Below are 14,750 nucleotides of genomic sequence, written 5' to 3'. Positions count from 1 at the left end.
TCTTGCTCGATAATCCAAAAATAATTGAGAGGCTAGGACTTTTGTCCTAGCCTCTTTTTTCTGTTATTCATCTCCTACATGATAGTAGATCGAGCCTTGTTCCCCAAAACTAGCGATACCAACACCAGACCACAAACGGTTTTTAGAGACATCTGATGTATCCTTAAAGACGACTTGTCCTTGATCATCGACCTGATCACCAATAGTTACTCCCGCAGGAATATACTCCAACAAGAAGCCCCCATCACGACCACCATAAATGCCTTCTGAGGCGGTGCCATAATCCGTCAAAGAAGCTCCATAGCCCTCTAACTCTTGTGAAACCAACCCTTTGTCGTTAAAGACCAGCTTGTTTCCTTTATCATCTTGCCAGACACCAGCAATACTGCTGTAATCCCCATTAGCAATCGCTTCAAGATCCATTTTCTTCACTTCTTTTTTCTCTTCTTTTTTTTCTTTCTCCTTGGCTTCTGAACTAGAAGCTGTCGTCTTTTTGACCTCAGAAGAAGCACTCGTTTGACTAGATGAAGCGGTTGATTTTTTGCTTGCTCCCTGTTGCGAACAAGCCACTAACAGGAGCACACTGAGAAGACCTATTAACATTGCACCAACTTTTTTCATTTAAAATTCCCCATACATTTTTATTTAAAGCCCTTTCATTGTAACGTATTTTCCAGTATTTTACAAGCTTCACTCCCTATTTTAGACCAAAAAGAAGCTGAGAGTTTCCTCCCAACTTCTTTGCATACGGATTATGAATGAGCCACCATTTCCTGTGCAACTTCTAAACCAGATAAGTTGGAAGGATAATAAGTTGGCCAATTTTCCAACTCATCATAGAGCGCCTCTTGACTCTTTCCTCCATGGAAAATGTGGAAGTGAGCTGCCTTTACCGGAGTAATTTCATGGTCACTAAATTGAACATATTTGAAGTCTCCCGCATCGCTCTCTTTCGCTTCAAAGAGATAACGAACACCACGATTCCCCTTCTTATAAGTCAAAATGTGCTTCCCTACGTATTTATAGGTATATTTCTTAGAAGATCCTTTTTGATAAAACTCCATTGAATCCTTATCAATCTTGATCCGATCAATATCTGTTTGGTAACCCTTGGTATAATATTCCTTATACTCAGCAGCAGTCATGGTTGGATTTAATTTTGCCTTGTAATCAAAGACCTGATCCAAAGTTCCATCTTGCAAGTATGGATAAACGGATTTCCAATCTCCCGCATAATTGGCCAAGCTACGATCCTTCACTTGACTATCCTCGAAATAGCCTTTTTGAACCGTCTTAGTATCTTCCTCATGTTCCGGTTGAATGTCCTTGCCAGCTTGTGACGTTGTTTTTTCTAGCGCCTTCAGATTCTCCTTCATGACAGACACGTAGTCTTCGCCATCCTTCATTTCTTTCTCCGTCAGACTTTCCAAAGGATTTAAGACAGCCAACTCGACACCAGCTTCAGAAGACAAGGTTTTCGCCAAAGACTTAGAAGCATTTTCCTCAAAGTAAATGACCTTGATCTCATTTTTCTTGATATACTCTGTCAATTCACGCAATCGTGCAGCAGAGGGCTCACTATCAGGTGAAAGCCCTGAAATAGCTACCTGATTCAGGCCATAATCCAGTGCCAAATAACGGAAAGCGGCGTGTTGGGTCACGAAATTCTTTTGTTTCGCATCTTTCAAGCCATCCTGATACGCTTGATCCAAAGCCTGTAATTTCTTCAGATAAGCTTGCGCATTTTTCTCAAACGTCTTTTTCTTATCTGGATAAGCTGCCACCAACTGATCGCGAATCGACTCTACCATCTTCATGGCACGATGTGGAGAGAGCCAAAGGTGAGGATCATATTCATGATGGTGCTCCTCGCCCCCTTCGTGTTCATGTTCCTCTTCCAATCCAGGAAGCAAGACCATGCCCTTGGTGGCATCGATCGCTTTGGTTTTCTTATCCTTCATGGATTTCAAAAGATTTGGCACCCATGTTTCCATGTTTTCATTTTCATAGACGAAGACATCTGAATCTTGAATCATGGCCCGTCCCTTAGCAGACAGTTCATACTCATGAGGCTCAGACCCCGCTCCAATCAGCAGATCCACCGTTCCTTCATCTCCAACAATATTTTTTGTAAAATCATAAACAGGATAAAAAGTGGTCATCACTTTCAGTTTCTCATTTTTACTCTGGCTTTTTCCACAAGCTGTCAAGATAAGGACAAAAGCCACCAACAACATTAAACCTATTTTTTTATATTTCATATTTACTTCCTCAAACGTGATCCAAGATTCACAAGCAAGAACAGAGCCACAAATAAGAGCGTGATGCTAGCACTTGCTGGTGTATCAGCAATATAAGACAAAATCAATCCACTAAACATACCGATAAAGCCAATGATGACTGCAATCAGCATGACCCCACGGAAGTTCTTCCCAAGTTTCAGGGCAATACTAGCCGGTAAGACCATGATGGTTGAGACCAATAAAGACCCTGCTGCAGGGATCATTAAAGCGATCGCAATCCCTGTCACCACATTAAATAAGATAGACATGGTCCGGACCGGAAGCCCATCCACAAAAGCCGTATCTTCATCAAAAGTCAAAATATACATAGGACGCAAGAATAAGGCTGTCAGCACCAATACAACGAAGGCAATAACAAACAAGGCCAGCACCTGCTCATCCGTAATGGTTAGGGTCGAACCAAACAAATACTGATCCAAGCTCATGGAGCTCTTTCCACCACCACGCATCAGGACCAAGGCGAGTGCAAGACCCGTCGACATCAAAATCGCCGTCCCAATTTCCATAAAGTCCTTAAATAAGGTCCGCAAATACTCTAGGAAGACCGCTGCTACAATCACTATCAACATGGTCGAGAGCGTTGGAGAAATACCCAGGAAAAGCCCAAAAGCAACCCCTGCCAAAGAAACGTGACTCAGCGTATCACTCATCAAACTCTGCCGTCTTAAAATCAGGAAAATCCCTAATACCGGAGAAAAAAGACTCATCGCAATCATGGCTAGTAAGGCCCGCTGCATAAAATCATACTGAAATAAATCAAGCATGGTAACCCTCCCCTTCAGTCCCATGGACGTTAAAACATCTCCAAGGAGAGCTCTGGTCTCGCACCAAATGAATATTGCGGTCCGCAAACTGACTTACCTCTTCAGGGTCATGGGTAATCATTAAAACAGATTTTTGATGATGATGCGCACTATGGTGCATTAATTCATAGAAATCACTCTTTGTTGTGGCATCCATCCCTGTTGTCGGTTCATCTAAAATAAAGATATCCGGATCAGATGCAAACATTCTCGCAATAACAGCTCGTTGTTTTTGGCCACCAGACAAAGATCCAATCGCTTGATTCTTATGCTCTAACATTCCAACAGATTCCAAACTTTTAAGAATATGTTGTTCATCATGCTCATTTAATTTACGAAACCAACCTTTCCGCGGGTAACGGCCTGACTTCACAAATTCATAAACCGTACTTGGAAATCCTGCATTAAAACTGGCAATTTGTTGAGGTAAATAAGCAATCCGTAATTTCTTTCCATTTACATTGGTCTTTGAAATCTCAACAGTCCCAACCTTGGGCTGTAAGATGCCAAGGCTAGCCTTAATCAAGGTTGACTTAGCAGCACCATTCTCCCCAGTCAAGGTAACAAACTCCCCACTATCTAAGTAGTAATTGATCCCTTCCAGAACCGGTTCTCGATCATAATAGAACGATAAATTTGAAACCGTAATATACCTCAACTCACAACTCCTTTTCTAATAATTCTAAAAATCGAGAAATCACACTTTGTTCATTTTGAGTAAATTTACCCAATACATCCTCATACGTATGAAGAGTATGCAGATGGTGATGCTGATGCTCCAATGCAATCGGCTTTCCAATATCCGTCAAACGATAATAGAGTACCCGTGCATCATTTTCATCACGATAGGTCTCTAGCATACCCTGACTCAACAACGGTTTGACAGCCTTGGTAATAGCCGCCTGACTGACATTTAATTTCTTAGACAAAACTGAATTTGTCAGCGGCTCATCAGCAACCAACATCAAGATATGTTCCTGCGTGTTAGTTAAAGAAACGCCACTAGTACAAGAACCAACTAGAATTTCATGCTGATTCTCAGATAATAATAAAATCGAATTTAAAAAACGATCAATTTTATTAGCAACTTCAGACAAAATAAACTCCTTCTCATTAACCGGTAAATGTTTTACTGGTTAATTATATCACAAAAAAAGAAAAAGGAGAAGGAAAAATTTCAAATCATGCTCAATATTGTAAGGAAAAGTATTCTTATCCTGTGAAGTAATAAATTTATTATACAATCATTTACTAATATAAAATTGAGGAAAATCAAACCTTCTCTTTATTCCATCAAATACACAAAACATACTAATTGCATTCTCTAATGTATTTAAAACTCATATTCACAAATTTCCTTTTCTAACATAAAATAAAAGAAAAGAAAAAGACAAGGTCCGAAAACCTTGTCTTTAATACTATACCGGCGGCCGGGGTCGAACCGGCACGTCCTAATGGACACTGGATTTTGAGTTCTATGAATACACTTTTTAAATCTTATATCCTTGATTTAATAGGGTTTTGGGACTTTTGAATCTTTCAAAATAGACTCATTTTTCAAATTTTAGTAACTTTTTAGTAACTCTGATCTATCAAAACCTTTTTACATATACTACTATCTTCGTTATAGCTAACTTTAATTCTCATTTATTAAGTATACCTAAGTTTTATGTTTAAATTTTGTATAGAATAGCTGTACCTCTTAATAAAGTTATGATTTCGCTTTCAAAGAAACCTCGTTTATGATACTATTATGAAAATAGAAAAAATTCTTAGTTCGCTAATGACCTTTATACGAGATCCAGAGGAAATAGAAATTTTATCCATTAAAAATACGTTTCATAAGTTACTTACTTGATATTAACAGGATTCCAATATTGTATAATTAAATCAAATATGACGCTGGGACCAGGAGGATTTATTATGGTTAATAATCTAGCTGTTGAAGTCACAAATCTTTCAAAAGAATTTTTACTAGGACAAGATAAAACTGTATCTATTTTGAAAGATATTTCTTTATCTGTCAATTATGGGGAATTTGTATCAATCCTTGGTGTCAGTGGTTCTGGAAAGTCTACTTTATTAAGTTGTTTATCAAGTTTATCTGAACCAACAAGTGGCGAAGTTGTTATCAATGGTGTGAATCCATACACTTTAAAAGAAGGGAAACTTGCTAAATTTAGAAGGCAAGATATTGCAATTATTTTTCAAAATTATAATCTGGTACCCGCTCTACCTGTTCTAGAAAATGTTACACTTCCTCTGAGACTTTCAGGAAAGAGTGTTGATAGCAATAAAGTTAAAAAAATGTTGGATAGTTTGAATTTTAAAGCAGAACTATCATCATTAGTTTCTACCTTATCAGGTGGAGAACAGCAAAAAGTTGCTATTTCTCGTGCAATAATAGCTGATAGTAAAATTATTTTTGCTGATGAGCCAACAGGAGCTCTGGACAGCGTCTCAAGAAAGCTTATTTTTGAAACACTTCGTAATTTAGCGAGTCAAGGAAAATGTGTTTTTATGGTCACTCATGATATTGAGTTGGCTTCAAAAACTGACAGAGCACTCATTTTAAAAGACGGAAAAATATCTCGACAAATTATTAAACCTTCAGCTGATGAGCTCTACCAAGCACTTGAAAGTAGTAAAGATTAATTTGAGGAGGATTTATTATGCTAAAATTAATCATTTACCAATTTCAGTACTCAAAAAGACAATGGTTAGGAACAATACCATTACTATTTGTATCTAGCCTGATTGTTGGAACATCTTTATTTGGTATTGCTAGTTCAATAAAGACTGCTAATATTAACGCTTCACAACTTTTTCAAATGCTAATAGTTTTTGGCGGGACTACTCTATTTTTCCTTATTTCAAATAATATAAGACTGCTAATAGATATCTTTAAAAAGGATTACCAATTATGGGCTATCTTAGGCGCAAGCAGAACTCAGCTATCTTTATTAGTATCTGGACAGTTTTATTTAATGGCAGTGATTGTTAGTAGTATTGGTACAATACTTTCATTCTTCATGGCAGATAGCTACTACAAATTTTTACAAAATTTATTAGGAAGAGATGAGTTACCTGATTTAGTTATTACAGCCAACATTCAATCAATTTTATTGAGTGTTTTTATAGTCCCAACAATTGTCGGGATAGGGGCTTACTTTTATTCGAGTCGAATACTTAAAATATCATCAATATTAAAACCAAAAAAGAAAAAAAGAAAAGTTACAGTAACTGGTTTTGTTAACATCTCTGCTCGTTTAATTCTATGGTTACTATGTATAGGTTTTATTGTTTCAGCAGGTTTTAGCAGAAATAAAGAAATAATTGCAACTCAGTCAAGCATAATATTATTTTTATTAATTATTCACATCCTTATTATTCAATCAAAATCTCCATCAATTCAAATGTTTCTAATAAAATTTTTAATGAGGATATTACCAACTGAAAATTATGTAATCAATACAGGCTTTTGGAATCTACTATCCAATCCTAGCTATTTGAAAAGTATACAAACTTCAATGAGTATGGGAGTAACTCTCATTTCTGGATTTATTCTTTACACCCAAAATATGTATTCATTCATGAATACAGCAAACGCTGTACAAGAAGCAAGAGCTTCCTTTATGCTTATTTGTCTGCTCCAATTATTCTGATTATTACTAGTTCTATTTCTCTTACAATTTTATCTTCTAATAAAGATATTGAGGACATTAAACAGTTAAAGACACTGGGAGTGTCAAGATTACAACTTTTTAAAATACGTATAGCCGAGGCAATAATACATTCGGTGTTAATTTTATTAGTATCAGTAGTTTTCAATTTAATTATTTTAATTTTAGTTAGCTTTATTGGCCAACTTTTAGGCCGTAGTTTAGTAGATATATCAGGTTTCTGGCAACCGAGTCTTATAGTTATTTCTTTGTTAGTTATTTTTTATAGTATTACAAAGGGATTTTATATATTTAGAGATAGATAAATTGGAATAGTTATTGATTCAAAAAGAACACACTTATTGACATTGAAACAAAAGCAATACTAAAACGAAAAAGACAAGGATAAAATACCTTGTCTTTTTAAAATACTAGCAACTTAGACTAACATAGTTTCAAAGCAAAAACAAACTAATGGCAAAATCTAAATGTCAAATCATTCATTAATCAATTCCTCAATTTCCTTTACCCCTTCAAACTCTCCAACACTTTCGAAAAGTTCTATAGCTCGTTTGAAATGTGTGTTGGCTAATCCTTTATCTTCCAAGGCTAAATAGATCTCACCTATCCCTCTGTAGCTACAAGCCTGAGAAATCACATCATCAGTCTCTAAAGATTGTTCCAATGACAGATTCATGAATGTAAGAGCTTCATCAAGATTGTTTAATTTCAATCTCACATAGCCTTGTTCGTAGTTATTCACAGCTTTCTTTAGATTATCGTTTGGAAAATACTCTTCAACTATCTTCTCTTCATCTTCAATGAGTTTTAAAGCCTTATGAAAATCACCCTGATCTCTGTAGATCATCGCTAATTGATGTAAGCCAATATGTTCATGTTCTTTATCTTCATTTTGTTGAGCTAATAAAATGTATTTCTCAAAGATATGGGTACACGAGGCATAGTCTTTTTCTGCTAACAATAAATATCCCATCAGATTTAAAAGACTAAAATCTGTACAGGTATCAATGGAAAAATCTTGTTCAACCAACTTTTTAGCTTCTGATGTTTTTCCATCCAGAAACAAGTCCCATGCTGTATCAAGTTTAGAGACCATCTATTTTCCCCTTTCAACTATAAACAACCTTCATAAAATAAAATCACTCAACAAGAATATACTAATCTTTACCTATTGAAACTTCTAAATGTTCTTTCTTTAATGGAATTCCGTTAATATTTTAGACACATTTTGGGAGGAAATTTTGAAGACTGGCGTCCTTCTATTTTTCCCAATAAGTTTTAACTTCTTCAAAAATCTTATTCAAAAGTTCTGCATCTTTTTCTGACAACTGATTTTTTTCTATAACTCTATCTTTTAGTTCTGTTGCCTTTATTTTATTTCTTGCCACCGAAACTGCTATTGAATGTTTCAAAATATCAAATTCATCCTTTGAAAAATTTGCAATAGAGGATATGGAACGTTATGTAGTTATCTTGTTTAAAGATTATAATTTCAAGCAAATTAAATGAATCCAAAAAGGGGTTAGCTACTGTTTTAACACACTTCAAAGCTTATTTGATTAACACTCTTAAACTATTCGTGAGTGTTTACACAAAATTATGGATTCAAGTGTTTCTAGGTTTTTTTAATATAATTTTATCTGATTCTGTCTGATTAAAACTTTGAAAGTCGGTTAACTACACTCAATTTTCGCATAGTCATCCGAATTCCAAATTTCTTTTCAAGATAATTAGTGTTTAAACGTTTTTTTCGAGCATCACGTGGTAAATATAGGTAACAACACTCGTGACCACCATAGAACTCTTCATCTCCAAAATTCTCTCTACTAAGTTCTGTTAGAGTACTTTCGGGAATCTCTTCGTTAGTAAAAACTAGATGAATACGAGAACTATCATAAGTATTATCAAATGGGTTTTCTTGAATAGCAATCTCTAATTGATTAATTTCTTTGATAATTATTGATAAATCGGCTCCAATTTTATCCAAAATCGTATCATGAACTAACTTTCTGATTTCTTCGTCAGATAACTCTGATTCTAACAGTATATTCCCACTCTGAATATATGTTTGAACATTTAAAAAACCAACTTCTGTTAGGATTCCTACTAAATAAGACATTTTGGGAATTCTATTGGTACCAGTTGGTGTTACTCCACGAAGGAAAATAATCTTTTTCATATTAACTTTCCAATGCATCTTTTTCTAGAGAGTTCATCATTTCGCCATAATATTGAGGATCTCCCGTTGAAAAATAATTAAACCATGCTTCGACTGTAGTTTTTGAATACAGTCCCAACTCTTCGACAATAAACTTAGCCCATAATAAAGAACCGGCTGAACTTGCAGTAATAAGATTTCCGTCTTGAACTGCAATCTCATCTTTATAATAACCATGCCCTTGATAATGTTGGCTCATCTGGCTTAAAAAGAATGAAGCATTACTTGTATGATATCGATTATCTAAAATTCCTTTTTCGGCTAATCCCAAAGTAGCTCCACAGATAGCTCCAACTAAGATATTTTCTTGTAATAGTTTAGAGGCAAGTTCTAAAACGTCATCTTGCTCATTGTTCAACCAACTATCTCCTCCGATAAGCAATAGAGCATCTGTATTTGCAGTATCTATATCATATAGATTAAAATCTGGAACAATTGTCATTCCTCCAGCAGTTTTTATAGACTTTTTCCCTTTAGAAACCGTTAATAATTTTACTTTAGGTTCTCCTAACATAGCCTGTAAACTTAGTGCATGCATCAAATAGCCGTGTTCCCAATCGGCCATAGTATCTTGAACATACATATAAATATTTTTCATAATGCTTACTCCTCTTTGATAAATGTTCAAACTATTAATTGTTTTTATTGTATCATATTTTGTGTTTCGCTGTAATACCAATGTTTTTTACTTCATCAGTAAAATAGCGATTTTTAGACATTAAACAACCTACGGAGGCTCACCGTAGGTTTGTATTTATGTTATCAACTTCTGCAACATTTCAACTACTTGTCCTCAATATCACTGTGCTCCCGTTTAAAAGCAGAGTCAAGAATTATGACAAATAGTACCAACATCTAGAATGAATTTAGAAACTAAAAACAAATCATCAATCTGCATTAAAATAATCATAAACCTCTTTAAAAAGAGTATGCAATATTTCTTGCTCCTCTTCATCTAAATTATATTCAGAGACTAGCTCATCCATATAGTCAAATACAGTGAAATGATTTTTTATTCCATTCATAACAATCGCAAATTTCAGATCATTTAGTTCCGTTTTATTAAACTCTTTTAACTTCTTCATATCAATTCTAGTGATTGGATGAGGAATAACATCTAGAGTACTGTATATCGTTTTTCCTAGTAAATAATCTGTCGTAGTATCAAATAATTTCGCTAATTTGACAACGGCTTCTAAATTAGGCTCTAAAGTTCCATTCTCCCAACGAGAATAAGTACCTTGTTGTACACCAATCATCTCAGAAACTTGTACTTGAGTTAACTTCTTACTCTTTCTCAGTTCCTTAAGACGTTCTCCAAAAGAATCATTATTAAACATTGCATCCCCTTAAATATTCGATTCGGTATATTTTGGCTTGACAAAATATTCTAAACGGTATAAAATGGAATTATTCCATAAGGAATATTTATTTTAAGATTAAATATTCCATTGAGAATATTATAGCATAAAAGGAGGTAAAAGCGTATGTAACTAGTAGTCAATTTAAAAAATTTTAATAAAGGAGGTAAGATTCGACAAAATAAAAAAATCTTGAAACAAATGTGCCGTTCGTTCCAAGATCAAAATATGTTATGTAACAATTATACCACAGAAAACTCTTCAGTTGCACAAGAAAATTTCGGAGGCTTCACAAAAAGATGACCAATAAAGAGTTAGTCAATCAAATTTCTGGCCTAAACTCTACCTCTACTCTTAAAAATTGGCTCCAACTGATTAAAGAGATAAGTGGCAAGGAATTTAAGAAAATTAAAATTCCTATCAGTAGAAATCCCAGAACTCATCAATTAAGTTATACAATTGCCTATGACTTTACAGACGAAGACCTTAGACAATTTCAAAAGTTAGCTAACCTAAAACTCAAAATAGGTCTCAAAGAGGCTATACAAGCCGTATTTGGGAGTCTAGCCGACAATGAGCATGAATCCCTAAACCAAGTAATAGATGAGCTCTACGATGAACTGAGCGCCTTAAAACAGGAATTTAAGCGAGAAATACGACTGATAAAAATTGAGAATGCCAATCTAAAAAAGAAAATCCAAGATATTGAAGTGTCGATGCAAACCGGCTTACTAGGGTTTGTTAACAAAAGGTCAAAAAATAGGTTCGGCTAATAGCGAGTTTTCGGCTGAGCCATGAGGCAGAAAGCCGAAAATGAGCGTAGATGCGGACGGACCATTTTTGACCGATAGGGTGTGTAGTAACACCACCCTCTGCAAGTTAGGTGTACCATCGAAAGAATTCAGTATTCCCAAGGGTTTTGGAGATTTTAAGGGTGGCAAAATTAGGCAAAAAGTTGAATCAAAATCTATGGCAAAAAATGAACATTTACGTTCTGTATTTGACTGGATTCAAATTCAGTTTGATAAGACTGAATTTTCACTAAGAGAAATAATCGAAGACATCCTATTTCTTGACTATGACCTATTTATTGAGAATAAAGGGAGCCTTAAATACTATAACTATGATAGCCAGCTTCATTATGGGAATACACGTATCTACTATGGAGCGAAAGAGTCGTCCTACATGCTTGTCATGTCAGGACAGGCACTCGAATTCTATAGAGATATGGTATTAGAGCCAAATGGCCTGACCGAAAGACAGTTTCTAAACAATCTCTACTACAATTACAATCGTTTTTCAATCAGACGAATTGATATTGCTATAGATGATTTTAATGAGACACCTTATTTCACTCCTAATCAGCTTCTAAAGGTTTGTCAGAAAAAACGCTTTCTATATGGGAAAAGCACCTACTACAATACCTACGGAGATAAAACAATCGGCCAGACCTTATATTTGAGGAAACCCAATGATGATGAAAGACTTAGGATTTACGATAAGCGCTTAGAACGAGCTGAGAAGCTCGGTATCAGCAAGCGTTATATAGAAAATTGGATAAGAACTGAGTTAGAACTTAGAAAAGAAAAAGCTCACTACTTCATTCAAGAATGGTTGCATTCAGAAATAGATCTTCTCAACTTTACCAAGGGATATCTCAAAGAAAAAGTGAGGTTCTATAGTGATAGCCATTTCTCAAAACCTTTGAGAGCTTGGGAAAAGTTTTTAGGTCACTCAAAACCTGTCTCTATCATTATTTCAAAACCAAAAACAGAACTGGAACAAAAATTAGAATGGTTTACTTATAAAGGTTCAGGGGCTATTCTAAAAGCGTATAAATTTCTATACGACAATAATTTACTACACGAGTATGAGAAATCTAACTATCTCGCACTCAACAACATGGAATATCCACCAGATTTAGCAAGTGGATTAATAGAAAGGGCAATTCTCTTTAAAAGAGAAGATTTAATCCCTAAAATCAAAGAAAATATCAAAAGGAGAAATTAATTATGGCAAAAATGCTTTCACAAAATGACTGGAATTTTAATAACATTGGAACAAAATTTGAATTGGATGAAGTTATTCCAAAATTTGAAACGGAAGTCCGAGCAGATGCAAACGGAGAAATTATCAAAAACCGAGATGGTAGCGAAAGACGTTTTAATACCGATAAAATCATTGGTTGGAAATACAATGTAACAATCAAGGATGGACAATTCAAAAAGAAATCAACCCAAGTCTCAGTAGACAATCCAGATGCCTTGGTTGATAATGACTATATCCAAGCAATGGATGAAGTCCCAGTAACATTTGACAATTTACAAGCTACTATGATTAGCACGACAATGTATTACAAGGCGGATGCTATCCATTTAGTAGATGTAAAACAAAAATAAGTATCAGACAAGGGGAGTTAATCCTCCCCTTACTTAATCTTATTAGAAAAGGAGATTACATGATTAAAACTGTAACAAAAGATGACCTTATCGAACTTGGATTTGCTCCAGGAACTGCAAGAAAGATTATCCATACCGGCAAATTACTATTAGTGAATCGTGGTTTTAATATCTACGATAACAAACGGATTGGTACAATTCCAGCCAGTGTCGCTGAAGAACTACTAGGAATTGAACTACAGAAAGAAGCATAATGAATGACTATTCGTAAAACTAAAAGTGGTAAATGGACCGTTGATGTTTCTAATGGTTTTCACCCCGTCACACAAAAAAGAATACGTATCATTCGAAAAGGATTAAAATCTAAAAAGGAAGCCCTAGAACTAGAACAACATATTCGAGTTGTAGAATTAAAAGAAAAACAATTTGACTTTGTAGTGACAACGGATATGTTATTCGACTTACTTGAAGAAGATGATTTGAAAAATGGCAGAAAAGTAAGCTACACAAGTACACAAAGAAACAATTATGAGCGTCATATCAAGCCATATTTTAAAAATACAAATTTAAATAAATTAACGTATGACCATATATTCGAATTTCGTGAATACCTGAAAACAAAACCTAAAAAACAAAATGAAAATGAAGTTTTAAGCTATAATACAATTAATAAGGTTCTAATTTTACTTAAAAAAATTTTTGATACTGGTATAAGAAAATCCCTCATTGATAAAAATCCTGTTGAGAATCTTAGAAAATTACCAATTAGGAAGCCTAATATCAAATTTTGGAGTATAGAAGAGTTCACGAGATTTAGAGAACTTATTCGAGATGATGAAATAAGCTATGACCTGTTTTTCGTAATTGCTTTCTTTACTGGAATGAGAATGGGAGAAATACTCGCATTAAACTGGAATGATATAAATCTTTTAACAAATACGATTTACGTTACCAAAACGGTATACTTTGTCAATAATACAAGCTACATTAATACAACAAAAACACGATCAGGAACTAGAAATATAACAATAAATCAGAAATTAGCAGAAATGCTAAAAGACTGGAAAGTAAAACAAAAAGGAAAACTTGAGGAATTTACGAAAAATACTGAAGAACTACAAATAATACAGAGTACACCAATAACAATTACAAAAAATATGATTGATAAGAAGTTTAAGCAAATACTAGAAAGGGATAAAGATTTAAAGAAAATAAGAATTCATGATTTGAGACACTCACATGCATCATTACTTATAAATCAAGGAGAAGATTATCTTGTTGTCAAAGAAAGATTAGGACACGCATCTATTACAACAACAATTGATACTTATTCTCATTTGTACCCTAGCAAACAGAAAACATTGGCTAATAAACTTGATGATTTATTTTAAAATGGAAAAAATTGGTAACTCGACACACAACAAAGAAAAAAAGACAAGGTCAGAAAACCTTGTCTTTATTACTATACCGGCGGCCGGGGTCGAACCGGCACGTCCTTGCGGACACTGGATTTTGAGTCCAGCGCGTCTGCCAATTCCGCCACGCCGGCAAAGTATAACTGGGGTAGCTGGATTCGAACCAACGCATGAGGGAGTCAAAGTCCCTTGCCTTACCGCTTGGCTATACCCCAATAATATAAATAATAAATAGGCGAGTGATGGGGATCGAACCCACGCATGCCAGAGCCACAATCTGGTGTGTTAACCACTTCACCACACCCGCCATAATTATTAACACGGGCAGTAGGAATTGAACCCACACTGAAGGTTTTGGAGACCTTAGTTCTACCTTTAAACTATGCCCGTAAAGGATGGAAGGGGAGGGATTCGAACCCCCGAACCCGAAGGAGCGGATTTACAGTCCGCCGCGTTTAGCCTCTTCGCTACCCTTCCGAATTATTGAATTGATGGCGCGAGACGGAATCGAACCGCCGACACATGGAGCTTCAATCCATTGCTCTACCAACTGAGCTACCGAGCCAAA

At 35.1% G+C, this 14,750-nt stretch carries 16 protein-coding genes, 6 tRNA genes and 1 pseudogene; 7 read left to right on the top strand and 16 right to left on the bottom strand.

The window, feature by feature from the left end; translation table 11 throughout:
* Positions 1–63: 63 nt before the first annotated feature.
* The 5 genes from JX304_RS10250 to JX304_RS10230 all read right to left on the bottom strand — a co-directional run bounded on the left by JX304_RS10250 (position 64) and on the right by JX304_RS10230 (position 4,203).
* Positions 64–621: a DUF6287 domain-containing protein gene (locus tag JX304_RS10250; protein WP_205012466.1), complete on the bottom strand. Its 558-nt coding sequence runs from the start codon at positions 619–621 to the stop codon at positions 64–66.
* A gap of 131 nt (positions 622–752) precedes the next feature.
* On the bottom strand, positions 753–2,261 hold the full coding sequence (locus tag JX304_RS10245; RefSeq protein ID WP_205012465.1) for a zinc ABC transporter substrate-binding protein AdcA: 1,509 nt from the start codon (positions 2,259–2,261) through the stop codon (positions 753–755).
* 2 nt (positions 2,262–2,263) lie between these two features.
* Positions 2,264–3,067 carry a metal ABC transporter permease gene (locus JX304_RS10240; protein WP_205012464.1) on the bottom strand — a complete coding sequence of 268 codons (804 nt, stop codon included), beginning with the start codon at positions 3,065–3,067 and terminating at the stop codon, positions 2,264–2,266.
* Positions 3,060–3,764, bottom strand: a complete 705-nt coding sequence (locus JX304_RS10235) for a metal ABC transporter ATP-binding protein (protein WP_200772844.1) — start codon at positions 3,762–3,764, stop codon at positions 3,060–3,062. Before JX304_RS10235 ends, JX304_RS10240 begins: the two co-directional genes overlap by 8 nt.
* Before the next feature lies 1 nt (position 3,765).
* Positions 3,766–4,203 (bottom strand): zinc-dependent MarR family transcriptional regulator, encoded by a 438-nt coding sequence (locus JX304_RS10230; RefSeq protein WP_200772843.1) that lies wholly within the window; start codon positions 4,201–4,203, stop codon positions 3,766–3,768.
* Positions 4,204–5,029: 826 nt separating this feature from the next.
* Here JX304_RS10230 and JX304_RS10225 point away from each other — a divergent pair.
* Together JX304_RS10225 and JX304_RS10220 are read left to right on the top strand one after the other, a co-directional pair.
* Entirely contained in the window at positions 5,030–5,761 is a 732-nt protein-coding gene (locus tag JX304_RS10225; protein ID WP_205012463.1) for an ABC transporter ATP-binding protein, read from the top strand.
* A 17-nt stretch (positions 5,762–5,778) separates the two neighbouring features.
* Positions 5,779–7,094, top strand: a pseudogene (locus tag JX304_RS10220) (beta-carotene 15,15'-monooxygenase).
* A 170-nt stretch (positions 7,095–7,264) separates the two neighbouring features.
* On the opposite strand, the gene JX304_RS10215 reads toward JX304_RS10220, so the two are convergent.
* From JX304_RS10215 to JX304_RS10195, 5 genes are all read right to left on the bottom strand, one after another.
* Positions 7,265–7,885, bottom strand: coding sequence for a tetratricopeptide repeat protein (locus tag JX304_RS10215; protein ID WP_205012462.1), 621 nt, complete (start codon positions 7,883–7,885; stop codon positions 7,265–7,267).
* 163 nt (positions 7,886–8,048) lie between these two features.
* On the bottom strand, positions 8,049–8,201 hold the full coding sequence (locus JX304_RS10210) for a hypothetical protein (protein WP_239649435.1): 153 nt from the start codon (positions 8,199–8,201) through the stop codon (positions 8,049–8,051).
* Positions 8,202–8,443: 242 nt separating this feature from the next.
* Positions 8,444–8,968, bottom strand: a complete 525-nt coding sequence (locus JX304_RS10205; protein ID WP_205012461.1) for a DUF1697 domain-containing protein — start codon at positions 8,966–8,968, stop codon at positions 8,444–8,446.
* A 1-nt stretch (position 8,969) separates the two neighbouring features.
* Positions 8,970–9,605, bottom strand: a complete 636-nt coding sequence (locus JX304_RS10200) for a DJ-1/PfpI family protein (protein ID WP_123160772.1) — start codon at positions 9,603–9,605, stop codon at positions 8,970–8,972.
* Positions 9,606–9,894: 289 nt separating this feature from the next.
* Complete coding sequence (locus JX304_RS10195; protein ID WP_205012460.1) at positions 9,895–10,347, bottom strand: helix-turn-helix domain-containing protein; 453 nt, start codon at positions 10,345–10,347, stop codon at positions 9,895–9,897.
* 320 nt (positions 10,348–10,667) lie between these two features.
* On the opposite strand from JX304_RS10195, the gene JX304_RS10190 reads away from it, so the two are divergent.
* Genes JX304_RS10190 through JX304_RS10170 form a run of 5 tightly spaced genes read left to right on the top strand, consistent with a single transcriptional unit; the run spans position 10,668 to position 14,158 of the window.
* Positions 10,668–11,141: a hypothetical protein gene (locus JX304_RS10190; RefSeq protein WP_205012459.1), complete on the top strand. Its 474-nt coding sequence runs from the start codon at positions 10,668–10,670 to the stop codon at positions 11,139–11,141.
* Positions 11,142–11,181: 40 nt separating this feature from the next.
* Positions 11,182–12,378, top strand: coding sequence for a replication initiation factor domain-containing protein (locus JX304_RS10185; RefSeq protein ID WP_205012458.1), 1,197 nt, complete (start codon positions 11,182–11,184; stop codon positions 12,376–12,378).
* A gap of 2 nt (positions 12,379–12,380) precedes the next feature.
* Complete coding sequence (locus JX304_RS10180) at positions 12,381–12,767, top strand: hypothetical protein (protein WP_001096843.1); 387 nt, start codon at positions 12,381–12,383, stop codon at positions 12,765–12,767.
* Positions 12,768–12,826: 59 nt separating this feature from the next.
* Positions 12,827–13,021 (top strand): DUF3173 domain-containing protein, encoded by a 195-nt coding sequence (locus JX304_RS10175; RefSeq protein WP_000598356.1) that lies wholly within the window; start codon positions 12,827–12,829, stop codon positions 13,019–13,021.
* 3 nt (positions 13,022–13,024) lie between these two features.
* Positions 13,025–14,158, top strand: coding sequence for a tyrosine-type recombinase/integrase (locus tag JX304_RS10170; protein ID WP_205012457.1), 1,134 nt, complete (start codon positions 13,025–13,027; stop codon positions 14,156–14,158).
* A 74-nt stretch (positions 14,159–14,232) separates the two neighbouring features.
* On the opposite strand, the gene JX304_RS10165 is transcribed toward JX304_RS10170, so the two are convergent.
* The 6 genes from JX304_RS10165 to JX304_RS10140 all read right to left on the bottom strand — a co-directional run bounded on the left by JX304_RS10165 (position 14,233) and on the right by JX304_RS10140 (position 14,747).
* Positions 14,233–14,316: transfer RNA gene (locus JX304_RS10165), tRNA-Leu, on the bottom strand.
* A gap of 9 nt (positions 14,317–14,325) precedes the next feature.
* Positions 14,326–14,397 (bottom strand) — tRNA-Gln (locus JX304_RS10160).
* A 19-nt stretch (positions 14,398–14,416) separates the two neighbouring features.
* Positions 14,417–14,489: transfer RNA gene (locus JX304_RS10155), tRNA-His, on the bottom strand.
* Between the two features lie 12 nt (positions 14,490–14,501).
* A tRNA-Trp gene (locus tag JX304_RS10150) sits at positions 14,502–14,572 on the bottom strand.
* Positions 14,573–14,578: 6 nt separating this feature from the next.
* A tRNA-Tyr gene (locus tag JX304_RS10145) sits at positions 14,579–14,659 on the bottom strand.
* 15 nt (positions 14,660–14,674) lie between these two features.
* Positions 14,675–14,747 (bottom strand) — tRNA-Phe (locus JX304_RS10140).
* Positions 14,748–14,750: the final 3 nt, after the last annotated feature.

This window comes from Streptococcus parasanguinis, from assembly GCF_901875555.1.
GTDB classification, from domain to species: Bacteria; Bacillota; Bacilli; order Lactobacillales; family Streptococcaceae; genus Streptococcus; species Streptococcus parasanguinis_H.
Note: the sequence above shows the minus strand (reverse complement) of the source record. Positions and strands in the feature narration are given on the sequence as shown.